We start from the raw sequence: 22449 nt of genomic DNA, 5'->3' as shown, positions 1-22449 counted from the left end.
GGGGTCGCGGTTCCCTAGCGGATCACCTTGAACACCGCCGTGGCGGTGACGGTGTTCCCGTTGACGGTAGCCGTCGACTTGACGGCGTAGTCGCCGGCTTCCTTCTTGTTGTAGCCGATCGAGTGGACCGCTTCGAAATGGCCGTCGCCGTCGGTGGTCGCGTACAGCTTCTGGATGCTGCCGTTCGGACGGTAGACGCGGATGTCGACGCGGGCGCCTGCCACCGAGTCGCTACCGTCCAGCACGCGGCCGCTGATATGGACGTTGTCGCCGAGGCCGTACAGGCCCTTGTTGGTCTCGATCTCCTGGGCCAGTTCGCCGCCCTCCGGCGGAACCACGACCACCGGCGGCTCGGTCGGGTCGGGCTCGACCGGGGCCGGCTCGACCGGGTCGGACTGACCGGCGCCGGCGTCGTTGACGGAGAAGCCGGTGGTCGAGGTCACGCTCTTGCCGTCGACGGTGGCGACCGCACTCAGGCCGTAGTTGCCGATCGAGCTCGGACCGGTGCCGCTGACGAAGCTGGCGCGGGCGTAGCCCTGGGCATCGGTGGTCGCGCTCATCACGATCTCGATGCCGTTCGGCTTGGTCGCGGTGAACCGGACCGTCGTGCCGGCGACCGCCGTGCCGTCCTGCTTCACCAGGGCGCTCATGTAGACGGTCTCGCCGCCGATGTACGCGCTCTTGTCGGTGCCGACCGCCTGGGTCACCTGGCCGCCCGAGGTGTTGACCTCCTTGACGTTGAACACCGCCGATGCATTGGCCGTGTGGCTGCTGCCGACGGCGCTGCTGGCGCCGGCGCCGATGTTGTAGGCACCGGCGACGGTGCCGTTGCCGGCCGTCACGCCGAGGGTGACCGTCGAGCTCGCGCCCGGTGCCAGGGCAACGCTGCCCGCCGAGAGCGTTCCGGTCCACCCGCTGGGTACCGAGCGTGCGAGCGAGAAGCTGGTGTTGCTGCACCCGGCGCTGTCCTTGTTGGTGATCTTCAGCGAGTAGTTGACGGTCAGCCCGACCGCGACCGCATCGGTGGGGCCGGTCAGCGATAGCACCGGTCTGGCGCGGCTGCAGGTAGGCGTCGGAGACGGCGTGGTGCCGCCGGCCTGCACCTCGACCGCACCGATGTCCGACTTGCTGCCCGCCGGACGCGGCGCTTCATAGAAGTCGGTCGTCACTCCGGAAAGCACCGCCACCGCGTCGACTGCCGGGCTGCTGGCCAGCGGGGTCGCATCGAAGTCGTCCAGGCTCAGATTGGTCAGCTTCGGGTTCTGTCCGCAGATGCTGCCCGACGGACACTGGTTGTTCTTGACGTTCCAGACCAGGTTGCCGGCGTAGACCGATCTGGCCGAGCTGTTGTAGACGATGTGCGCCACCGCCAGCTGCGGGCTGCCGGCGACCGTCGCCAGATAGTCGTTGGCACCGACCAGGACGTTGTTCTGGATCGTCGTCGTCGCGCTGGCATCGCCGTCGGTGGTCATGATCAGGCCATCGCCTTCACCGGTGATGGTGTTGTGGCGGATGAAGACCTTGTCGTTCGGCGACAGGGTGACCGAGATCGCGTTGCCCGAGGCGCGGCACATGTCGCCGGCCTGCATGTAGTACTTGCCGGCGAAGTAGGCGCAGTTGCCGACCACCACCGAGTTCTCGATCGTGCTGTTGCCCCTGACCTTGAGCTGGTTGCCGGCATTGTCGACCGCGTACACGCGACGCATCGTCACCGAGCTGCCGTCGGCGCCGTCCATGTACAGCATGTCCAGGCCGTCGGAGGTGTTGTGGTGGACGAACATGTCCTCGAACAGCCACTGGCCGCCGGTCTGCAGCGTGCCCAGGCCGTCGCCGTAGCCGCCGGCCTTCTGGCCCCAGCAATTGACCGGCGCACCGGTGCTCGGATTCTCGCCGCAGCCATTCCAGGCGATCTCGCCATCGCGGAAGACGATGCTGCCGGAGTTGCTGCTGGCGCTGCCGACGTTGCCGTCCCAGCCCGCCCAGCCGTTGCGGTTGATCTTGACGCGTTCCAGCGTCCAGTTGCTCAGGCCGCCCGCGTTGATGCCCTGCAGCGCCAGGCCGTGGATGTTCACGTCGTGGATGTGGACGTTGCCGGAGTTGCTGGCCGAGATGCCGATCGAGGCCCAGTTGCCATACGGCGCCGAACTGCGGTTGCAGGCTGCGCTGGCCACGCTGTGCGCCGAGACGCACTGGTCCTTGTCGGTGATCTCCAGGTGACCCAGTTCGACGTTCGAGCTGCCGTCGAGGCTGATCACGCTCCAGGTGCGCTCCGCGCCCCAGAGTTTCGGCGGCGATTTGCTGTCGCCGAGGATCCGGGTCTTCTGGCTGGCGCTGGGGCCGCTGGGCACCTTGCCCAGCGAGCAGGCGCTGCGGTCGCCGGACGCGCAGCCGCCGGCCATGCCCTCGGCGCCGTAACCGATCTTGTATTCACCCGGGCCGATCATCAGCGTGTCGCCGCCTGCGATGCGGGCGGTGCCGCTGCTCGGCAGGGCGTAGTAGGGGTGCTTCCAGGCACAGGACTGGTTGCTTCCGCTGCCCGGATAGGCGGTGTTCGAGCGGCCGTTGCATTGGGTGGCGTTGCCGCCGTCGGTACGTACGTAGTAGGTGGTCGCCGCATGGGCCGAGCCAACGGCGGCCAGGCCAAGCGGTGCAAGAAGAACGCAGAGAGCGCGTTTGCTCAGATTCGATTTGATCATTGTGTCCAACAGACTCCGACGCCAAGGACGCCATTCACTGAAATGCCAAGTGGAATAAAGAAAAAAGCGGCTCTCCCCGAAGCCGGAAGCGATGCTATGGACGGGTCGCTGGGGCTGTTGTGCGCTGTGTCGCGCAAACAGCGACGAAAAAAGGAACTGCGTCATGGACTTAGCGCGACGTGGATTCGATTCACGCAGCAGCAGGTTGTCGGGTCCGACAGGGTTCGGATGAACGGGGGGCGGGACATTCGGAGCGCTGCGGGCGGATGCGCCGGGTCCGTGCCAGGAAGGTTGTCCGCGTTGTGCTGCCCGTCACGTTCGGATGGTTGACGCGAACCGTCATCCGGGCCGCCCGTGGGCTTCCTACACCGCCCGGACATCCGGGCGTGCGGCCATGTCGTCGACCCTGCGAGCACCGCCTTGACCGACCGCGCAATCGCCCTGGACATCCGACAACGCAGCGGAGGGACGCTCGCGACGGCGGCCGCTCCCACGCGGGCTGGCAGACCGTAGATGGGCATGCAGCCGAACCTCAGCCTGGGCCGGCACTACCTGCGCTACTCGGGCGCGACGGTATTGATCATGGCCGCCGGGTTCATCTCGTTCCCGGCGCTGACCCGCATGCTCGACAACACCCAGTACGGAATACTGGGCTACTACGACACCTGGCTGATGCTGGCGATCGCCGTGGTCAAGCTCGGAGGCCAGCACGCGATCCTGCGCCTGTATCCGTTCGGCGGCGACGAGGGGCGGCTGCGGCACTTCGCGACCAACCTGGTGTTCGTGCCGATGGCGGTCTCGCTGGGGTTGTGGAGCGTGTTGGCGCTGGTTGCGATGGGCGTGATCGGCTTCGGCGGCGTGCAGGTATCGCCGGTGTTCTGGGGCGCGTTGATGCTGATGCCGCTGCTGGTGTTCATCAGCCACGTCGAGATGACGTTGCGGGTCAGCGAGCGTTCCGGCCTGCTCAACGTAAGCCGGGTGTCCTGGCGCTGGATCGAGCTGGTGCTGATCCTGTCGTTCGTCTACTGGGTCCAGCGCAGCGCGACCGCCGTCTACGCGGGGAAGATCGCCGCCGCACTGCTGCTGGCCGGAGGCTACGCGTGGTGGGTATTCCGCAACCTGTCGTTCTCGCGGAAGTCGCTGGATCTTTCCGCCTATCGCGCATCGCTCGCCTACAGCCTGCCCCTGGTCGTCAACGAGATGGTCGGCATGTTGCTGGTGTCGATCGATCGCATCATGCTCAAGCACATGCTCGGGGACTACGCCGCGGTCGGCGTCTACACGATCGGCTGCGCGCTGGCGATGCAGGTGTCGGTGATCATGAGCGATCCGCTGTGGGGCGCGTTCAATCCGGTCGCCAACCGTGTCCATGGAACCTCCGGTGCGCAGGAGGTGAGGGCGCTGAAGCTGCGCGTGCTGCAGCCGGTGACCTATGTCTCGATCGGGGTGGGCGCGGCGATATGGGCGGTGGGCGCCGACGTGCTGGAGGTCCTGACCGGTCCCAGCAAGAGCGCGTCGGGGCCGGTGTTCATGTGGCTGGGCGCACTGTTCGCGCTGCTGCCGATGCTCGACGTCAGCGGCTACGGGCTGCTGCTGAAGAAGCGGACGATGACCGTGATGCTGCTTACGCTGGCGGCCGCCGCGGCCAACATCGGCCTCAACCTGCTGTGGATTCCCGTTCACGGAGTGATGGGATCGGTGTACGCGACCGTGGCCAGTTACCTGATGCTGGCACTGTCGCGGTGCGCGTTCTGTCCGCGGGACCTGCTGCAGTTCCCGGCCGGCCGGGAACTGCTGCTGGCGCTGGGCGCGGCCGCGATGTTCATTGCGTCGATGGGCCTGGTTGGGCCACTGGACGGGGCCGCGCCGCTGTTGCGGGTCGTCGTGGGCGGTGTGCTGTGGCTGCTGCTCTATCTCGTTCCGGTGTTCGCCCTGGACAGGAAGCTCCGCGAAACGGTCTTCAGGCTGAAGACGACGGGTGTCGCATGAACGGGCTCCAGGTCCCTGGCATGACGGCCCGCGGAGATCGAGCATGTGGATGCTGTCGCCGCTGAGCTGGCTGCTGGTTGCCCTGGCAGGGGCGTGCCTGTGCGCGCGCTCGCACGCGCGATGGGCACGGCGGCTGTTGCGCGTCTGCGTGGCGGTTGCCGGGCTGGCCGTGCTGGCGACGACGCCGCTGGTGGCGAACCTGCTGGTCGGCGCGCTGGAGGCGCCGGCGCGCGGCGTCTCGGCCGTTTGCCGGGACGCCGCTGCGGACGTCGCCGTGGTGCTGGCCGGCGCAGTCGACGGCGCGTCCGGCGATGCCGATGGTTTCAGTGCCCTCGGCCTGACCAGCCGGCGCCGCGTCGAGGCCGCCGTCGACTGGTGGCGTGCGGCGCCGGGACGCGTGCTGGTGATGTCCGGTGGCCCGCAGCAGGCGGCGGACGGCGGGGGCGACACCTCCCGCCCCGTCGCGGCCGCGATGCTGATGGCGCGTTACGCGAGGCGTCTGGGCGTTGCCGCGGAAGCGCTTCGGGTCGAGGACGGGTCGACGACGACCCGGGACAACGCGCGCCGACTGGCCCGGCTGCGGCCGGCGTTGCCGCGCGACGTCGTCCTGGTGACTTCGGCAATGCACGTGCCGAGGGCGCGTTACGCGATGGCGCGTGCCGGTTTCGACGCCTGCCCGCTCGCGTCGGATTACCGGCAGGTGCCGTTCGCGTTGCCGGGATCGCTGATCCCCCGTGCCAGCGCGCTGGTCAAGACCGAGGATGCGCTGCATGAATGGGTCGGCATGGTCTATTACCGGTGGCTGGACTGGCGACAGCACCACGGCGATGGCGCTCAATCGCGCGGACGGGCCTCGATCGCGCCAATGTCGGGCGTGCCGTCGCGGGCCCTGCCGGAATAATCGGTCTCCAGATCGTCCAGCGGCTTTCCGGCATCGATCAGCGGGCTGCCCGGGGCCGGCGACCAGCGCAGCACCTCGTCGTCGGACGGCTGCAGCCCTGGTGGCGTGTCGCAGAGGCTGCCGGCGGGACACGATCCCGGTTTGACCTGCCAGAACAGGTTGCGCTCGAACTCCAGCTGCGCGTCGCCGTCGACGGTGTAGTGGCCGCAGGTCGGTTCGCCCTCGATGCGGTGGTCGGCGACAGCGGCGTCCGGCTGCCATTGAACGCCGCCGACGAACAGATTGTTCACGACCTGCGCGCGGGCCCGCGACGAACCGCCGGTGGTGACCAGCAGGCAGTCGCCCTCGCCGGAAATCGCGTTGTTGCGGATCACCGCCCGGGAGTCGCCGGTAAAGGAAACCGACAGGGTGTTGCCCATCGCCCGGCAATGGTCGCTGCCGGTCATGATCGAACGTTCCGGCTCGGCACGTTGCAGATCGGCGAAGTAGCCGCAGCTTCCGGCCAGGATCGAATTCTCGATCCGCATCGGACCGGAGGTCTTCACCTGGTTGCCGGCGTTGGCGAACGCGAGGACCCGGCGCAGGGTGACGCTGCCGCTGCCGTCGAGGTAGAGCAGGTCGAGTCCGTCGGAGGTGTTGTGATGCACGCGTACGTTCTCGAACAGCCAGTCGCCGCCCGTGCGCGCGGTACCGAGGCCGTCGCCGTAGCCGCCCTGCTGCTGTGCCCAGCAGCCGGTGATCGTGCGCTCGGGATGGCGTTCGGCGCAGCCGTTCCACGCGATCTCGCTGTCCAGGAAGCGGATATGTCCCTGGTTGCCCGAGTCGGGCTCTGCCTTGCTGCCGACATTGCCGTCCCAACCGGCCCAGCCGTTCGCATGCAGGCGCACGCGCCGCAGGGTCCAGTCGCGCAGCCGGCCCGCGCGGATGCCGTTGCCGGCCATGCCGTGGATGTCGAGATCGCGCAGCAGCACGTTGCCGGCGTCGCGGGCGACGATGCCGTCGCGGCCCCAGCCCGCGCCGGTACCGGGCGTCTCCGCGCAGCGCAGGTCCTCGCGCGCGCCGTCGCCGCGGGCCGGATAGCCGACGATGCAGGCGCTGTGATCGGTGATCTCCAGGCACCCGATCTCGACGTGCTCGATGCCGTCCAGACGGATCACCGCGCGGTTGCCGGCGGACGCCCACAGCTGCGGCGGTGCCGAGCAGACGTCTTCCGAGGAGCCGCCGAGCAGGCGGGTCGGCTGTTGTGGGGAAGGGCCGCCGGGAAGCGTCGACAGTGCGCAGTCGCCGGTGGCGGCACAGTTTCCCGAGTCGGGTGCGCCCGGTCCGATCTCGTAACCGCCGGGCCGGACGATCAGGGTGTCGCCACCCCGGATGCGTGCCGGAGCCGACGGCGGCAAAGCGACGAAGGGGTGGTTCCATGCGCAGGCCCGGCCGTTGCCGGCGCCGGGATAGGGCGCGTCCGCAAGACCGCTGCACTGGGTGGCGTCGCCACCGTCGACACGGACGTGGAAGGTGGCCGCATGCACCGGCGGCACGATTGTGGACGCACTGCCGATGCATCCGGTGGCGATGGCCGCCAGTATCCGCACCTGCCTCAGGACGGCCTGCTTCATGACGGTGTGTGCTGGCGACCCGGCATGTGCCGCTCGGCAAACCGTTCGCCGGAGGCGTAGCGGCCGGGAAGCGCGCGTGCGGACAACGGGAAACAGGCGCCGATCACCCGCGGGTCGGAGGCCTCCGCGGTGTCCGGCGCAGGCGCGGGTGCGGCATCGGCCTTCAGTGCCACGTAGTGCTCGATCAGGCCGCACAGCGCCCAGAAATTGCCCATCACCAGGCCGTCGAAGAACGGTGTTCCGTATACATTGCCCAGCGCCATCGCCAGGGTGGCGCCCATGAAGCCGACGTACAACGCCCGGCTCTCGTGATCGTCCGGCAGCGTCACCTCGCGGATCGCCAGGCCCAGCTTCAGCAGCCGCCACAGCAGCCACAGCATCGCGGCCACGCCCAGCAAGCCGCATTCGGCCAGCATGAGCACGAACGCGTTGTGGGCGTCGCGCGATTCGTGGGTCGACGAGTAGTCGCCCAGGTAGTGCGGGAAGCGGTTGATGCCGACGCCGAGTGGGTGGTCCTTCCACATCTTCCATGCGCCCGACCAGATCTCGAAGCGGCTGGCGGTGCTGCTGTCCAGCTGGACCGCACCTACCGCGTCGTACTGCTGTGTGCCGGCGATGCGTTCGCTGACCGCATCCGGCAGCAGCGCCGCCGTGGGAATCGCGATCAGCGCAAGCATCGCCGCCAGCAGCACGCTCCGCCGCAACAGCAGCAGCGCCGAGATCACGATCGCGATCAGGTAGGCCTGGCGTGAGAAGGTCGCCATGATCCCGATCGCGAGGATCGCGCAACCCAGCAGTGCGGCCAGCCTCAGCTTCGGCCGGTCCCGGTTGAACAGTGCGGTCGCCAGCAGCAGCGGCAGGAACATCGCGTAGAAGACCCCGGCGCGGTTGGAGGCGTTGACGCCGCCGAATGGCCCGGCGCTGCGCTGCGCATCGGAGTACTGGCTGGTGTCGAAGGACAGGGCGTCGATCGCCGCGTCCAGTCCGGCGAAGACCGCCACCGCCATCGAAAGGTGGATGAGCCGCCGGGTCCAGGTCAGGTCGAGGCCGCATCGGCGGTAGACGAAGTACAACAGCGGGAAGAACACGAGGTTCTTCAGATGGGTCAGATCGTCGACGAAGCCCATCGGCGAGGTGATGATCGCGATGGCGAACCCGATCGTCAGCGTCGCCACCCACAACAACAGTGGCGATGTCATGATGCCGGTCGTCGCCGGCGCCTTGTCGCGGTCGGACAGCGCCAGCGCACCGATCAGCAGCACCAGCAGCAGGTTGGCGGGGTTCAGGCCGGGAATCGCCGTGCCGAACTTCAGGTACAGCAGGTTCGGCATCAGGATGATCGCGATGGCGAGCGTCATGCGCAGCAGCACGGAACCTCCTCCTGCGCCGTCGTGTCCAGGAACCGCCTCGCCCACAGTTCGAGACAGGTCACCTGCCACAACGCCTGATCCCGGTTGGCCCGGCCAGCGAGGTGGTCATCCAGCAGCGCCTGCGCGGCGGCCGGATCGCACAGGCCGCGTTCGCGGAACGCACGGCTGGCGAGGGTGTCGGCGACCAGCGGACGAAGCGGGCCGCGGAACCACTCCGCCAGCGGGACCGCGAACCCCTGCTTGGGTTTGTCGACGGCCTGTGGCGGCAGCCATCGCGATGCGACACGTCGCAGCAGCACCTTGGTATCGGCGCCGGACACCCGCAGGCGCTCCGGCAGGCTGAGCGCGAACGTCGCCAGCTCCGGCTCCAGGAACGGAGAGCGTCCTTCGAGCGAGTTGGCCATCGCCATCCGGTCGAGCTTGACCAGGATGTCGTCGGGCAGGTAGCTCTGCAGGTCCATCGCCACCGCGCGGTCCAGGGCCGAGTCGCCGGCACCGAGGTCGGCGCCGGGGTCGTCGATCGCCGGCAGGTCGTAGTGGCCATGGCCGCCGGCGCGGGCGTTGAGTGCGGCCGCGGTGTCGGCCCGCATCAGCGCGACGCCGCTGAGATAGCGCTGGCGGAACGGCAATCGCAGGCGTTCGCCGATCCGTTGCAGGCGGCCGCCGAGCGGGTCGGGCAGGGCCGCACCGGCGATCCGCATCGCGACGCCGGCCGGTCCGCGCAGTGGGCCGAGCCGTTCCATCGCCAGCAGCCGCCGGTAGCGGTCGTAGCCGCCGAACAGCTCGTCGCCGCCGTCGCCGGTCAGTGCCATCTTCACGTGGCGGCGGGCCAGCTGCGATACCAGGAAGGTCGGCACCGCAGAGGAGTCGGCGAACGGCTCGTCGAAATGCCAGACCAGCCGCTCGAGCAGTTCGACCGCGTCGGGTTCCACGACCAGCTCATGATGCTCGGTGCCGAGGTGGCGCGCGACCCGTCGCGCATCGGCGAGTTCGTTGAACGCCGCTTCCCGGAAGCCGATGCTGAAGGTCTTGACCGGCTGGCTCAGGTGGCGGGTCATCAACGCGACCACCGTGCTGGAGTCCAGGCCGCCGCTGAGGAAGGCGCCGAACGGCACGTCGGACACCAGCCGGCTGGAGACCGCGCGGTCGAGCAACCAGGCGAGCCGCTCCCCGGCCGCGTCCTCATCCAGCGGCGTGCGCACGGCGAGGCTCGGACGCCAATAGCGCCGCAGTTCGATGCGGCCTTCGCGGAATCTGAGCAGATGCGCGGGCGGGAGTTTGCCCACGCCGGCGAAGATGCTCAGCGGGCAGGGCACGTAGCCGTAGGCGAGATAGGCGGACAGCGCGGCCGGATCGATCTCGCGCGGGCAGTCGGGAGACTGCAGCAGCGATTTGAGTTCGGATCCGAACAGCAGGCCCCAGGGGCCGTGGGCGTAGTACAGCGGCTTCTCGCCGAAACGGTCGCGCGCCAGCAGCAGTTCGTTGCTGCGTTGGTCGCGTATCGCAATCGCGAACATGCCGTCCAGCATCGCGATCGCATCGGCGCCGTGGCGCAGATAGGCATGCAGGATCACCTCCGCCTCGCCACGGGTGTCGAAGCGGGCACCCTGCTTCTCGAATCCACGGCGCAGCTCGCGGAAGTTGTAGATCTCGCCGTTGAAGACCAGGCACACCTGGCCTTCCGCGGCATAGGCGGGCTGATGGCCGCCGGCGACATCGACGATCGACAGCCGGCGCATCCCGAGCACGGCCTGTTCGTCGCAATGCAGGCCATGGTCGTCGGGGCCGCGATGGCGGATCACGTCGATCATCCGCCTGCCCAGCTCCGTCGACGGGGCCGGCCGGCCGGGGGCGGCGACGATGCCGGCGATGCCGCACATCGTTCAGTGGCTCCGCTCGACGTCCGCCGCCGTGCAGACGGCGTCCCGACGGCCTTCGTAGACGGCACGCAGACGGCACAGCACCGCATCGATGCCTGCCTGGCGCAGGACGGTCTCGCGTGCGCGGGCGCCCATCGCGCGGCGCGTTTCGTCGGGTGTGTCCGTGGCTGACAGCAGCGCGGCGACCAGGCCGGCGCGGTCGCCTGGCTCGAACAGCCAGCCGTTTTCGCGATCGCGGACGAAGTCCTCGTTGCCGCTGATCCGGCTCGCGATCATCGGCAGCCGCGCCGCCATGCATTCGAGCAGCGCGTTGGAGAGCCCCTCGAAGCGCGACGGCAGCACCCCGAAGTCGGCGCCTGCAAGCATCGCCCGCACGTCCTCGACGTGGCCGGTGAACTCCACCCGGTCGGCGATCGCGAGTGCATCGGCGTGGGCGGCGAGGACGTCGGCCAACGGCCCCGACCCGACGATGGCGAGCCGCAGTGCCGGCCTGGCGGCCGAGGCTTCGGCGAACGCCTCCAGAAGGGTCGGCAGGTCCTTCTCCTCGACCAGGCGGCCGACGAACACCAGCCGGGTTCCGTCGCCGTAGCGATTGCTTCGCGACGCGATCCCGGCCGTCGCGCGTATGGCGCCGCAGTCCACGGCATTGGGGATCGCGACGATCCGCGCCGGTGGCATGCCGCGACTGGCCAGCGTCGACGCGATTCGCCGGCTGATCGCCTGCCAGGCATCCGCGCGCCGAAGGCACAGGCGGGCGATGCGACCGGGCAGCCGAGCGTCCGGTGCCAGCGCGCCGCGTTCGAGATCCCAGGAGCCGGACACCTTGATCACCACGCGCTTGCCGAGCAGCGGCCCGACCAGGCTGCAGACGACCGCCAGGCTGCGCGCGACGTGCACGTGGCAGACGTCGTAGCGCCGACGCCGGGCGAACAGGAGGCCGGCCAGCGCCAGCCACAGACAGGGTCCGCCCAGCCGGCGGATCCGTGGATAGCGCAGACGGCAGACCGGCACACCGTTGACGCGCGAGACCGGCGTCATCGGCCCACCGGCGGCCATCGGCGTCACCACGGTCACGCGCTGCCGGCGTTTTCGCATCGCCGCCGCCAGCAGGCCGACCTGGGCCTCGGCGCCGCCGCCGCGATCGGACGGGAAGGGACCGTCGAGTACCATCAGCACGCGCGGCGCGTGGCGGCGCCCGTCGGAGATGCGCGCGCTCACGCGTCCCCCTTGGCGGCCGCGCGCGCAGCGCCTTCGCCGGCGGGGGCCGGCCGGACCTGACGGATGCAGCGTTCGTAGATGCGGCCGGTGCCGGCGATCATCCTCGCGATCGAGTGGGTAGCCAGCATCCGCTCGCGCGCGGCGCCGGCCAACCGCTGGCGCAGCGAGGGATGCCCGCCGAGGCGCTGCAGGCACAGCGCCAGCTCGGCGTCGTCGTCGCTGGCGAACAGCAGCCCGGTCCGCTCCGGATCGATCAGCTCGACGTTGCCGCCAACCGCCGAAGCGACGACCGGACACCCCGCGGCCATCGCCTCCATCACCGCATTCGACATGCCCTCCTGCCAGGATGGCAGCACCAGCATGTCGGCGATCTGCATCAGCGCGACGGCATCGTCGCGTTCGCCGAGGAAGCGGACGTCGGCCTTGAGGCCGGCCGCGGCGACCTGTTGCGCCAGCCTCGGCCGCATCGGGCCGTCGCCGGCCAGCGCCAGCCATGGCCGCTGTTCCCGGGGCAGTCGGGCCAGCGCACGAATCAGGCAGGGCAGGTTCTTCACCTCGACCAGGCGCCCGACGAACAGCGCGAACGGACGCCCCGGCGGACGGCCGATTCCGCGCTCGGTCCGTTCGCGTGCGGAGTCGTCCAGCGGGGGCGCGACCAGGATCCCGTTGGGTACCACCTCGAAGCGCCTGCGCTCGACGCCGGTACCCGCCGCCGCCGCATCGGCGCATGCCTGCGCGTTGGCGACGACCGCGCAGCTGCGCAGGGCGATGAAGCGCTTGATGCGCCAGAAGGTGTGCGATGCATCGAGGTAGAGCCCCCGTACCGAGGCCACCAGCGCGGGCCGCCGGCGCGGGGACATGGCGATCGTCGCGGCGATCGTGCTCCACAGTTCGGCGGTCAGCGAGAACGCATGGACGAGGGCGAAGCGGCGCCTGCGCAGCAACGCGGCATAGGCAAGCAGGAAAAGCGGATCGACCCGCCCGCGCTTGCGCAGCTGATGCACTTCGATTCCCTGGCGGCGGACCTCGTCGACCAGGCGCGAGGGACTGCGGAAGAACAGCAGCTCGGGCTGCCAGCGCTGCCGGTCCAGTCCGGCGAGCAGGTGGACGATCTGGCGCTGGCTGCCGCCGACCTCCATCTCGTCGGTGACGATGAGGATGCGTTCAGGCGGCATGCGCGATCTCCTGCATCAGCGCGTGCAGCCGGCCGGCCTCCTTGCGGGCGTCGAACTGCTCCTCGATGCGCCGGCGTGCCTGCAGCGCGAGGCGGGCGCCCAGCGCCTCGTCCTCGACCAGGCGCTGGATCGCGTCCGCGAGGGCTTCGGGATCGCCTGGTTCGACCAGCAGGCCGTTGGCTCCGTTCTCGATCAGCTCCGGGATGCCGGAGACCCGGGTGCTGATAACCGGACAGCCGCTGGCCATCGCCTCCATCAACGCGACCGGAATGCCGTCGCGGTTGCCGTCTGCGGCCACCTGCGACGGCAATGCGAACACGGTGGCGGAGTTCATCCACGCGCGGATGAGTTCCTGCGGTTGCGCACCGGTGAACACGATCCGATGGGCGACGCCGAGGGCGGCGGCCTGACGCTGCAGAGCATCGGACAGCGGCCCGTTTCCGACGAGGCGGCAGTCGACTTCGACGCCACGTCGCGCCAGCAGCGCGATCGCGCCGATCAGGGTGTCGAAGCCCTTGACGGGATCGAGCCGGCCGACCGCGAGGACGGTCCGTGTGTCGCGCGTTCCCGGTCGCCACGGCGAATTCTCCATGTCGACGCCGCAGTGGACGATCCTGAGTTTTTCGCGCGCGATCGGCGTCGCGCGCGTGCTCAGCCATTCGACGTTGAAGCGGGATATCGTCACCGCCAGTGCGGCATCGGCGATCTTGTGCGCCAGCAGTTGGTTCTCCACGTAGATGTCGTGCGCGTGCGAGGTGAAGCTGAAGGGGCGGTCGAGCACGTGCGCCAGTGCCCAGGCGGCGGTCGAGGGGTAGGTGGCCCAGTGCGCGTGGATCACCTGCGGGTCGAAATCCTCCAGCCAGCCGGCGTGCTGGAACGCGCGGAACAGCGCCCCCAGCGACTTGAACGCGACCAGCGGTCTTCGCCAGCCGTCGGCGACGACCAGCGCGACGGCACGCAGCACCGTGGCCGGTGCATGCGCGAACGCAGCGCCGACGCCGGCCATGGCGCGGTACCACGGCAACGGGTGGCGCACACGGTCCAGCAGTGCCGCCGAGCCGGTCTGCACGAGTGCCTTCGAGGGATTCTTCAGCGAGATGATCCGTACATCGACGCCATGCGCGACCAACGCTCCGATCTCGCGCGCGATGAAGGTCTCCGAGACGCAGGGAAACAGCGAGACGACGTAGACGACACGTGTCAGCGGCCGGGGAGAACTCATCGGCCGCTCTCCTGATAGCGGGTGGTCTGCCACAGGTGCGCCCGTGGATTGCGCAGATAGTCGCCGAGTGCGAGAGCCGCGCTCGCGTTCAGGCTCAGGAACGCCGCGGCCACGCGCGCCGGCGGAAAACGGCCGGCGAGCCACGCCGATCGTCGACCGAGGATCGCCAGAGCGTAGGCGCCGGCCTGCAGCAGGAACAGCGTCAGATACAGCCGGCTGCCTGCCGCCGCGAGCAGTGCGCTGCTGGCGAGCGCGGTGGCCAGCAGCCACGGCACCAGCAGTCGCGACCACTTGTGCCCCCACAGCCGCAGCGACAGCGGATGCGCACCGGGCAGCGCCAGCCGAGGCAGCCGATGCAGCAGCTGGTAGTTGCCGCTCAGCGTCCTGCGCTTGCGCCGCTCCTCGGCGGCGGGATCGGGAGGTGCGTGGTCGACCGCGATCGCGTCATCGACCGCGACGATCCGGTAGCCGGCGTCGGCGACCGAGAGTGGGATCCACATGTCGTCGAGGATCAGCCCCGGCGGCACCGGACCGATCAGTTGCCGTCGCGCCGCATAGAGGGCGCCGGTCGCGCCGACCATCGATCCGGTGGCGCTTTCCAGCCGGCGGATCGCCTTCTCGTAGCGCCAGTAGGCGTCGACCCCGGCCGCGAAGCCGGTGGGATCGCGTATCACCAGCTCCCCGCTCGCCGCGCCGACCGACGGATCCGCGAGCGCGGCGGTCAGTGCCCGCAGGGCGTGGGGAGCGAGCGTCTGCCTGACGTCCACGAACAGGACGACGTCGCCGGTCAGCGTCGGCAGCAGGTCGCCGATGCAGGCGGACTTGCCGCGTCTTTCCGCAAATACGGTTGCCCGGACACGTCCCGATGCCAGCCGCCGGGCAACGGCGGCGGTGGCGTCGGTGCACCCGTCGCAGACGACGTGGACCGTCAGGCGCTGCGCCGGATAGTCGAGCCGTTGCAGGTTCGCGACCTTCGCTTCGAGCGCATCCCCGGCGTTGTGCACGACCAGCAGCACGTCGACCGGCGGAGTCCACGCACGCGGGACGACCGGCCATGGATCCAGGGACCGTCGCAGGACCAGGTAGGCCGGGTAGCCGGCATAGGCGAGCACGACGCCCGCGACCGACATCCAGAACATCGGTTCGGTCATGGTGCCACCGCCGGTCGCCCGCGCCGGTCGCGTCCGGCAGCGCTGACGCCCGTCATGTGGCGTGCATCGCCTGGCCGGCCGATGCGGAGCGGGCCGGTTGGCAGGCGGGCGTCCGTGGCACGCATCGCGGACATCCTCGCATCAACGCCGGTAGCTCAGGCTGACGAGGACCGCATTGCTGTCGAAGCTGCGTCTGTCGACGTTGCTGTCGCGTTCCTGGTGCAGGAAGTCGATGCGCCCGGTCCAGTGGCGGGTGAAACGGTTGGCCAGGCCGATGCTGTAGGTGAAATCGTCGTCCTCACGGTCGATGTCGACGAACTCGCGGTTCTCCCTGAGCGCGTAGAAGGTCGCGGTCAGGCGCGGTCGCAGTCTGTAGGAGGCGGAGACGATGACGCCGCGCCGGTTCTCGTCCTCGAGCGTGGCGTCCAGATAGCGGACGCGTCGCGCATAGGGAATCGCCTGCAGACTCAGGCGGTCGCCGCGATAACGGTAGCGTCCGCGGAGCTGGCGTTCCTCGAATACGCTGGGCTCCACCAGGTAGGGCACGTTGAAATCGTTGAACCGGATCTCCTCCAGCTCCAGCGGCCGGGTCATGTCCTCGCCGCTGTCGGTGAACTGTTGGCGGACGGACAGTCCGATCAGGCTGCGCGGCGACAGCTCCCATTCCAGCGACGCACGTACCAGCGCGGTCGAATCCTCGCGGCCGCTGCCGTCCAGCTCGACCCGCGAATGGCCCAGGTCGATATCGGTTTCCATGCGCGCGTGGCGGCTCGTCAGATTGACGAAACCCTCGTAGCGGCGGTAGTCGCGCAGGTCGCCGGACTGGTCGAAGTCCGCGTCCACCACCGCCAGGTTGACCGACATTTCGCGGGTCGGAGACAGGTCGCGGGCGAGCCGCGCGGCGGCGCTGTAGCGGTTGCCATTGAAGCTTTCGCTTTCCTCGGCGTGGTTGTCGGCGTAGCGCAGGTCCAGCTGGCCGCGCATCGCAGGTCCGAAGCGCGCCTTCAGGGTGGGACCGGCGACGAACACGTTGATCTGCTGGGTATTGTCCGGCGCGTAGGCAGCCAGCGGATCCACCGGTTGCTGGCTCAGGTAATCCCGGAATACGAACTCCAGCCGGTCGGGAATCGCGACGATGTCGAGCTGGCCGTTGAAGCGTGCGCGGGTCTCGTCGGAGAAGGTGTCGTCGAGATAGTCGAAGTACTCCAGCGCGCCCTGGCCGACGAACCTGAGGCGGGGACCGTCCTGCCGGGCCTCGAAGTAGGCGCGCGGGGATACCACCGTTTCCGATATCGGATCCCTGCCGGATGCGGTCAGTGCGATGTTGTCCTGTCGCTTGACCGCGACGCCGATCTCGTAGTCGAGGTCGACCGCCATCGTCCGGGCCGGCACGCAGGCCAGCAGCGCGAGCGCGAGCGGAGCCAGGCTCCGGGCCCGCGCCGGGGGCGGGCAAGCGGTTGCGGTGGTGGGTCGCGCAGTCCGAGGGCCGCGGCTGCCACGTTCAGATGGCGGGTTCACCGTCATGATTCCCCCTCGCGTCGGCCGGTTCCGGGATCCACCGCCCTAGACGCCTTCGTTGAACACGACTCCCGCGAACTTGCCGGGGTCGAAGTTGGCGGCGGCCTCGGCGATGGCCTCGGGCGTGTCGCGGCCATACCCGGCGACCAGCACCACGACATCGGCCAGGTGGGACAGCAGTCGTGCATCTGGCGCACCCAGAACCGGCGGGCTGTCGAGAAACAGATAGCGGTCGGGATAGCGGTAGCTCAGCGAGTCGATCAGCAACCGCATCTTGAAGCGGGTGAAATACTCGTTGTCGGGCCGCGGCGCGGTGCCCGCCGGGATCAGCCGCAGCCTGGCGATGCCGGTCTCGTAGAGGATGTCGGCCACGTCGGCGACCGGGTCGTCGAGGTAGTCGGTCAGCCCGCCGTTCCCGGCGTCGATGCGCATCGTGGTGTGCTGCGACGGATCCTGCAGGTCGCAGTCGACGAGCAGCGCGTTGCGTCCTTCCTCGAACGCCATCGCCGCGGCCAGGTTGCGGGCGACGAAGCTGCCGCCGCTGCCCTTGCTGACAGGCGCGACGACGGTCGTGATCGACTGTCCGCCGGCGATCGCCAGCAGCCGGGTGCGCAGGTTGCGGAACGCGTTGACCTGCGCCCTCGGCGCGGTCGACGCGCAGATGATGGAGATCTCGCGACGTTGCTCGGGACTGAGCAGGCTGGTCTCCGCCGGCCGGCCGACGGACTTGTCGGGAAGCTGGAACCGTTCACGGAGGTCGCGCTCCAACGATGCGATACCTGGGTCGTTCATGGGCGGGTCTACCTGAGGATCATCGCGAGTGCGAACGCCAGCGGCACCGAGGCGACCAGGGCCGCGGCGATCGTCAGCCGCTTGCGCACCTGGGCCGTCCGCGACGGCGTGTAGCTCATAGGTACCGAGCCAAGCACCGGAAGTCCGATAGAAGATTCGATCTGCGAAGCGGTGCGGATGCGCGGGTCGAGCTTGACCCAGGCCAGCAGTGCCAGTACCGGAAGCGCGACCGCGAGCATCAGTCCACCGAGCGCCACGTACATCAGACGCAGCCCGGTCGCCTGCAGCGGCAGCGCCGCCGCCTCCTGGATCCGGAAGCTCAGTTCGCCGTGCTCGGCGTCCAGCAGCATCGACATGCGTGCGTTCTCGCGCCGCTCGATCATGTCGTTGTAGAGCACCTTGCTGGTGTCGTAATCGCGCTGGAGCTGGGCCAGCTCGCCTTCCATCAGCGCCAGCTGCTCGCTGCGCTGGCGTTCTTCGGCGATCAGCCGCTCGGCGGTCGCGACCCGTTCGGCGGATGCGGCGCTGCGGCTGCGGGCGTCGGCCAGCCGTGCGCGCAGGTCGCTGTACGCCGGCGTCGCGGTGGCCGGCACTGCAGCGATCGCCGGAGTCGGATTGCTGCGCTCGCGCCGCAACTCGGCCTGCAGATCGCCCATCTGGTTGCGGATGCGGCGGATGTCCGGATGCTGTTCGGTGTAGTTGAGGGCCAGCGTGTCCAGTTCCTTCTGCAGCGTCGCCAGCTGCTGCTGGATCTGGATCGCACGGACGCTGGCGCCGAGCGAGTTCTCGCGGCCGAGGTGCGACTGCAGTGCGCTGGCCTGCGCACGCTGGTCGATCGCATCCATCCGCGCACGGTCGGTCTCGCGCTGCAGTTCGCCGATCCGGCGGCTGGATATCTCGCTGGTTCCCGGAAGCGCCTCGGGATGTCGGCGGTAGTACGCGGCCAGTGCGCTTTCGGCTTCGCCCAGTTCCTTCTCGTACTGGCGCGCCTGCGCATCGATGAACTCGTAGGCGGTCCGGCTCTCGGCGGCCTTGCTCCTGAGATTCACCGCGATGATGGAATCGGCGATCCGCTGGGCCACGCGCTGTGCCCGCTGCGCGTCGACGTCGGCGTAGCTGATCTTGATCAGGTTGTTGTTCTGGTGCGGGTTGTAGATCTCGGTGCGGGCGACGATCTGGTCGCGCAGGCGATCGACATCGATCGCGCTCATGTCCTCGTGCGGCCAGCCGCCGGCCCGGATGACGCCGTCCAGCACCTGCTGGCCGAAGGCGATCTCGCGGGCGATGCCGGCATGGTCGACGACCGTCGTGGTCATCGCCCGGCCCTTCATCAGCGGCTGGATGATGCTTTCCTCCTGTACCCGGACGGTCGCGGTGGCGGTGTATTTCTTCGGCGCGGACAGCCCCATCATCAGCGCGACGAAAGCGATCGCCGCGAATGCCGCGGCCAGCAGCACCGGGTGCCGCCGGCCTTCCTTCAGCGCCATCCCGGCCAGCGGGATGGCCGGGGAGACGCGCCCGATGCGCTGCAGCCCCTGCCGGGGAGCGGCACCTCCACTCCATTCGGAGAGTTCGGTACTCACAGGGCGCGCTCGGCCACGGTGATCACATCGCCGGGAGCCACCGGGTAGTTGGTGCTCAGGTCCGATCCGTTGAGGATCTCGTCCAGCTGCACCTCGTAGGCGCGATAGGCGTCGTACGCGCCCCTGCCGTTCTTGCGGTGAAGGCTGCTGCGGTTGCCCGCGGCGAACTCGGTCACCCCGCCGGCGGCCAGCACCGCATCGAGGACGGTCATGCCCTGGCGGTACGGAATCGAGACCGGCTGGCGCACCGCACCGGTGACCCGCACCCGCGACAGGTATTCATGGCTGCGCAGGTCGGTGAGGATGACCGCGACCTGCGGGTCGCGGACGTAGGCCGAGAGCTTCTGGCCGATGTCGGCGGCGACCCGGCTCGGGGTCAGCCCGCCGGCCTGGACATCGCCGATCAGCGGCACCGAGATCATGCCGTCTGGACGTACCGGTGCGGTGATGCCGAGGTCGGGATTGCGCCAGACGGTGACCTGGACGATGTCGTCGACACCGATCTGGTATTCGTCGACGGCGGTCGCCGCGCTGCCCGGCGGCGGTCCGGAGCCGGTGCCGGGCGTGGTGGCGCAGGCACCCAGCAGCAGGACGAAAACGATCAGCAGCAGTGCGGTTATCTGGCGCATGACGGCGTTCCCCTTGTTCAGCAATAGACAACGCAGCGGCACGCCGGGCCCGGCCAGTCGCGATGGACGTCCGGATCAGGCGTCGTAGTACTCCCGGAACCACTCGACGAAGCGGCGTATGCCGATCTCGACAGGCGTGGTCGGCGCGTAGCCGACGTCGCGACGCAGCGCCCCGACGTCGGCGTGGGATTCGGGCACGTCGCCCGGCTGCAGCGGCAGCAGGTTGCATTCGGCGCGGCGGCCGAGGCATGCCTCGATCAGGCGGATGTAGGTCATCAGCTCGACCGGACGGTCGCTGCCGATGTTGTAGAGGCGGTACGGGGCCGCCGAGGCGGCCGGCGTGGCATGGGCGAAGTCGTAGCCGGGATCGGGCGCGGGCACCCGGTCCAGGGTGCGCACGACGCCCTCGACGATGTCGTCGATGTAGGTGAAGTCGCGGCGATGATGGCCGTGATTGAACACGTCGATCGGTCGCCCGGCCAGGATGTTGCGGGTGAACAGGAACAGCGCCATGTCCGGCCGGCCCCACGGGCCGTATACGGTGAAGAAGCGCAGGCCGGTGGTCGGCAGGCCGTACAGGTGGCTGTAGGTGTGCGCCATCAGCTCGTTGGACTTCTTGGTCGCCGCGTACAGGCTGACCGGATGGTCGACGTCGTCGTCGACCGAGAACGGCAGCCGGGTGTTGGCGCCGTAGACCGAGCTCGAAGACGCATAGACCAGATGCTCGACCGGATGGTGGCGGCAGCCTTCCAGCACGTTGAGAAAGCCGACCACGTTGCTGTCGATGTATGCGCGTGGATTCTCGATCGAATAGCGCACCCCGGCCTGTGCCGCAAGATGGACGACCCGTTCGGGCGCGAAGGTGTCGAAGGCCCGTTCGATCGAGTCGCGGTCCTCCAGCGAGGCACGCATGAAGCCGAATCCCGCGTGCGTCCGCAGCCGTGCCAGGCGCGCTTCCTTCAGCTGCGGATCGTAGTAGTCGTTGACGTTGTCGTAGCCCAGCACCTCGTCGCCCCGTGCCAGCAGCGCCTGGGCGAGATGGAAACCGATGAACCCGGCGGCGCCGGTGACCAGAACCCGCATGTCCGTGTCTCTCCCGGTTGGCAACCCATCTGGGGGTGGCCTGGTGATGCGGCCGGCGACGGCCGCGTCGACGGAGCCATCGCGCAAGCGCCTGCTCCGCCGCGAGCGGGTCCGGGCCAGCCCCGGCCCCGCGATCCGGAAAACGCACCGTGGGTGCGCTTTCCGGCAGCCTGTCAGAGCCTTCCGTCCACTTCGGTTCCCGGCAGCACGCCCTTGACGTCGAACAGTGGCGTGCCTGGCTTGCCGAAAGCGCGCAGGCCGGACGCGCCCATCGCGACGAACTGGTGGTGGGCGACGGCCAGCACGACGGCGTCGTAGCCGGCCGGACCCGGTGCGTCGACCAGTTCCAGCCCGTACTCCTGGCGGGCCTGCACGGGATCGACCCAGGGGTCGTGCACGTCGACCCCGATCCCGTACTCGCCGAGCTCCTGGACGATGTCGACCACCCGGGTGTTGCGCAGGTCCGGGCAGTTCTCCTTGAAGCTCAGCCCGAGCACCAGCACGCGGCAGCTGGGCGGATGGCCGTCGTGCTTCTGGATCAGCCGCACCACGCGCCGGGCGACGTGCTGGCCCATGCCGTCGTTGGTGCGGCGTCCGGCCAGGATCACGTCGGTATGGAAGCCGACCTGTTGCGCCTTGTGGGTCAGGTAGTACGGGTCCACGCCGATGCAGTGGCCGCCGACGAGGCCGGGCCGGAACGGCAGGAAGTTCCACTTGGTGCCGGCGGCGGCCAGCACCTCCTGGGTATCGAGGCCGAGCCGGTCGAACAGCAGCGCCAGCTCGTTGACCAGGGCGATGTTGACGTCGCGCTGGATGTTCTCGATCACCTTCGCGCCTTCGGCGACGCGGATGCTGGAGGCCTTGTGGGTGCCCGCGCCGACGATCGACGCGTACAGCGCATCGATGAAGTCCGCGGCTTCCGCGGTCGATCCGGAGGTGACCTTGGTGATGGTCTCCAACCGGTGCTCCCGGTCGCCGGGGTTGATCCGTTCCGGGCTGTAGCCGACGTGGAAATCGCGATTGAAGACCAGGCCGGATTCGCGCTCCAGGATCGGCACGCAGACCTCCTCGGTCGCGCCCGGATAGACGGTGGATTCGTAGATGACCACGTCGCCATGCGACAGGACCTCGCCCACCGTGCGGCTGGCCGCCTCCAGCGGACGCAGGTCTGGACGCTTGTAGGCATCGATCGGCGTCGGGACGGTCACCACGTAGACGTTGCAGTCGCGCAGGCGACCCGCGTCGGCGCTGAATCTGAGCCAGGTCGCCTCCTGCAGGGCGGACCGGGTCACCTCGAGCGTGTGGTCGTGGTGGCGTTCCAGCTCGTTGATCCGGGCCAGATTGACGTCGAAGCCGAGGGTCGGCCAACGCCGGCCGAACGCGACGGCCAGCGGCAATCCGACGTATCCCAGACCCACGACGGCCATCCGGATCTGCTCCGGTTTCGGCAGCGGGGCATCCATAAATGCTTGAGGTCTCCGGAAGTGTTCGGACGGCGGAAGGTCTGGGCATGTCCATCGACGGCAGGCAGCTCGATGGCATGCGCGCGACGACTCGGCGTCGTCGCTCTGTACGGACCGAACGGGGAAACAGGGGATTTCCGGCAACCTTTCCTGTCGCCGGCGTCTT

16 protein-coding genes are annotated in these 22449 nt (G+C 69.1%); 2 read left to right on the top strand and 14 right to left on the bottom strand.

What is annotated here, in order from left to right:
- Nucleotides 1–14: 14 nt before the first annotated feature.
- Nucleotides 15–2696 carry an NEW3 domain-containing protein gene (locus L3V18_RS03955; RefSeq protein ID WP_237053291.1) on the bottom strand — a complete coding sequence of 894 codons (2682 nt, stop codon included), beginning with the start codon at nucleotides 2694–2696 and terminating at the stop codon, nucleotides 15–17.
- Nucleotides 2697–3209: 513 nt separating this feature from the next.
- Here L3V18_RS03955 and L3V18_RS03950 point away from each other — a divergent pair.
- Nucleotides 3210–4685, top strand: coding sequence for a lipopolysaccharide biosynthesis protein (locus L3V18_RS03950; RefSeq protein WP_237053290.1), 1476 nt, complete (start codon nucleotides 3210–3212; stop codon nucleotides 4683–4685).
- A gap of 43 nt (nucleotides 4686–4728) precedes the next feature.
- A complete protein-coding gene (locus tag L3V18_RS03945) occupies nucleotides 4729–5586 on the top strand; it encodes a YdcF family protein (protein ID WP_237053289.1) in 858 nt (285 codons plus the stop codon).
- On the opposite strand, the gene L3V18_RS03940 is transcribed toward L3V18_RS03945, so the two are convergent.
- The 13 genes from L3V18_RS03940 to L3V18_RS03880 form a co-directional block, all read right to left on the bottom strand.
- Nucleotides 5520–7199: a choice-of-anchor Q domain-containing protein gene (locus L3V18_RS03940; protein WP_237053288.1), complete on the bottom strand. Its 1680-nt coding sequence runs from the start codon at nucleotides 7197–7199 to the stop codon at nucleotides 5520–5522. The genes L3V18_RS03945 and L3V18_RS03940 overlap by 67 nt on opposite strands.
- Nucleotides 7196–8569, bottom strand: a complete 1374-nt coding sequence (locus L3V18_RS03935) for an O-antigen ligase family protein (RefSeq protein WP_237053287.1) — start codon at nucleotides 8567–8569, stop codon at nucleotides 7196–7198. Before L3V18_RS03935 ends, L3V18_RS03940 begins: the two co-directional genes overlap by 4 nt.
- Nucleotides 8554–10449: an asparagine synthase (glutamine-hydrolyzing) gene (asnB, locus tag L3V18_RS03930; protein WP_237053286.1), complete on the bottom strand. Its 1896-nt coding sequence runs from the start codon at nucleotides 10447–10449 to the stop codon at nucleotides 8554–8556. Before asnB ends, L3V18_RS03935 begins: the two co-directional genes overlap by 16 nt.
- Before the next feature lie 3 nt (nucleotides 10450–10452).
- Entirely contained in the window at nucleotides 10453–11667 is a 1215-nt protein-coding gene (locus L3V18_RS03925; RefSeq protein ID WP_237053285.1) for a glycosyltransferase, read from the bottom strand.
- Complete coding sequence (locus tag L3V18_RS03920) at nucleotides 11664–12842, bottom strand: glycosyltransferase family 4 protein (protein ID WP_237053284.1); 1179 nt, start codon at nucleotides 12840–12842, stop codon at nucleotides 11664–11666. The genes L3V18_RS03925 and L3V18_RS03920 overlap by 4 nt, the downstream gene beginning before the upstream one ends.
- On the bottom strand, nucleotides 12832–14064 hold the full coding sequence (locus tag L3V18_RS03915) for a glycosyltransferase (RefSeq protein WP_237053283.1): 1233 nt from the start codon (nucleotides 14062–14064) through the stop codon (nucleotides 12832–12834). The genes L3V18_RS03920 and L3V18_RS03915 overlap by 11 nt, the downstream gene beginning before the upstream one ends.
- Nucleotides 14061–15215, bottom strand: coding sequence for a glycosyltransferase family 2 protein (locus L3V18_RS03910; protein WP_237053282.1), 1155 nt, complete (start codon nucleotides 15213–15215; stop codon nucleotides 14061–14063). The genes L3V18_RS03915 and L3V18_RS03910 overlap by 4 nt, the downstream gene beginning before the upstream one ends.
- Before the next feature lie 141 nt (nucleotides 15216–15356).
- Nucleotides 15357–16592 carry an outer membrane beta-barrel protein gene (locus tag L3V18_RS03905; RefSeq protein ID WP_237053281.1) on the bottom strand — a complete coding sequence of 412 codons (1236 nt, stop codon included), beginning with the start codon at nucleotides 16590–16592 and terminating at the stop codon, nucleotides 15357–15359.
- Between the two features lie 186 nt (nucleotides 16593–16778).
- On the bottom strand, nucleotides 16779–17525 hold the full coding sequence (locus tag L3V18_RS03900; protein ID WP_237053280.1) for a P-loop NTPase family protein: 747 nt from the start codon (nucleotides 17523–17525) through the stop codon (nucleotides 16779–16781).
- Between the two features lie 8 nt (nucleotides 17526–17533).
- Complete coding sequence (locus L3V18_RS03895) at nucleotides 17534–19108, bottom strand: XrtA system polysaccharide chain length determinant (RefSeq protein WP_237053279.1); 1575 nt, start codon at nucleotides 19106–19108, stop codon at nucleotides 17534–17536.
- Nucleotides 19105–19737 carry an XrtA/PEP-CTERM system exopolysaccharide export protein gene (locus L3V18_RS03890; RefSeq protein ID WP_237053278.1) on the bottom strand — a complete coding sequence of 211 codons (633 nt, stop codon included), beginning with the start codon at nucleotides 19735–19737 and terminating at the stop codon, nucleotides 19105–19107. The genes L3V18_RS03895 and L3V18_RS03890 overlap by 4 nt, the downstream gene beginning before the upstream one ends.
- Nucleotides 19738–19812: 75 nt before the next feature.
- Nucleotides 19813–20820, bottom strand: coding sequence for an NAD-dependent epimerase (locus tag L3V18_RS03885; RefSeq protein WP_237053277.1), 1008 nt, complete (start codon nucleotides 20818–20820; stop codon nucleotides 19813–19815).
- Nucleotides 20821–20993: 173 nt separating this feature from the next.
- Complete coding sequence (locus L3V18_RS03880; RefSeq protein ID WP_305068965.1) at nucleotides 20994–22247, bottom strand: nucleotide sugar dehydrogenase; 1254 nt, start codon at nucleotides 22245–22247, stop codon at nucleotides 20994–20996.
- Nucleotides 22248–22449 lie beyond the last annotated feature (202 nt).

This window comes from Marilutibacter chinensis, from assembly GCF_021725675.1.
Taxonomy (GTDB): Bacteria; Pseudomonadota; Gammaproteobacteria; order Xanthomonadales; family Xanthomonadaceae; genus Marilutibacter; species Marilutibacter chinensis.
Note: the sequence above shows the minus strand (reverse complement) of the source record. Positions and strands in the feature narration are given on the sequence as shown.

Excerpts from the sequence above, each read along its gene's own strand:
- L3V18_RS03955 (WP_237053291.1), bottom strand. The coding sequence starts at position 2,696 with ATGATCAAATCGAATCTGAGCAAACGCGCTCTCTGCGTTCTTCTTGCA.
- L3V18_RS03950 (WP_237053290.1), top strand. The coding sequence starts at position 3,210 with ATGGGCATGCAGCCGAACCTCAGCCTGGGCCGGCACTACCTGCGCTAC.
- L3V18_RS03945 (WP_237053289.1), top strand. The coding sequence starts at position 4,729 with ATGTGGATGCTGTCGCCGCTGAGCTGGCTGCTGGTTGCCCTGGCAGGG.
- L3V18_RS03940 (WP_237053288.1), bottom strand. The coding sequence starts at position 7,199 with ATGAAGCAGGCCGTCCTGAGGCAGGTGCGGATACTGGCGGCCATCGCC.
- asnB (WP_237053286.1), bottom strand. The coding sequence starts at position 10,449 with ATGTGCGGCATCGCCGGCATCGTCGCCGCCCCCGGCCGGCCGGCCCCG.
- L3V18_RS03920 (WP_237053284.1), bottom strand. The coding sequence starts at position 12,842 with ATGCCGCCTGAACGCATCCTCATCGTCACCGACGAGATGGAGGTCGGC.
- L3V18_RS03915 (WP_237053283.1), bottom strand. The coding sequence starts at position 14,064 with ATGAGTTCTCCCCGGCCGCTGACACGTGTCGTCTACGTCGTCTCGCTG.
- L3V18_RS03910 (WP_237053282.1), bottom strand. The coding sequence starts at position 15,215 with ATGACCGAACCGATGTTCTGGATGTCGGTCGCGGGCGTCGTGCTCGCC.
- L3V18_RS03905 (WP_237053281.1), bottom strand. The coding sequence starts at position 16,592 with ATGGCGGTCGACCTCGACTACGAGATCGGCGTCGCGGTCAAGCGACAG.
- L3V18_RS03900 (WP_237053280.1), bottom strand. The coding sequence starts at position 17,525 with ATGAACGACCCAGGTATCGCATCGTTGGAGCGCGACCTCCGTGAACGG.
- L3V18_RS03890 (WP_237053278.1), bottom strand. The coding sequence starts at position 19,737 with ATGCGCCAGATAACCGCACTGCTGCTGATCGTTTTCGTCCTGCTGCTG.
- L3V18_RS03885 (WP_237053277.1), bottom strand. The coding sequence starts at position 20,820 with ATGCGGGTTCTGGTCACCGGCGCCGCCGGGTTCATCGGTTTCCATCTC.
- L3V18_RS03880 (WP_305068965.1), bottom strand. The coding sequence starts at position 22,247 with ATGGCCGTCGTGGGTCTGGGATACGTCGGATTGCCGCTGGCCGTCGCG.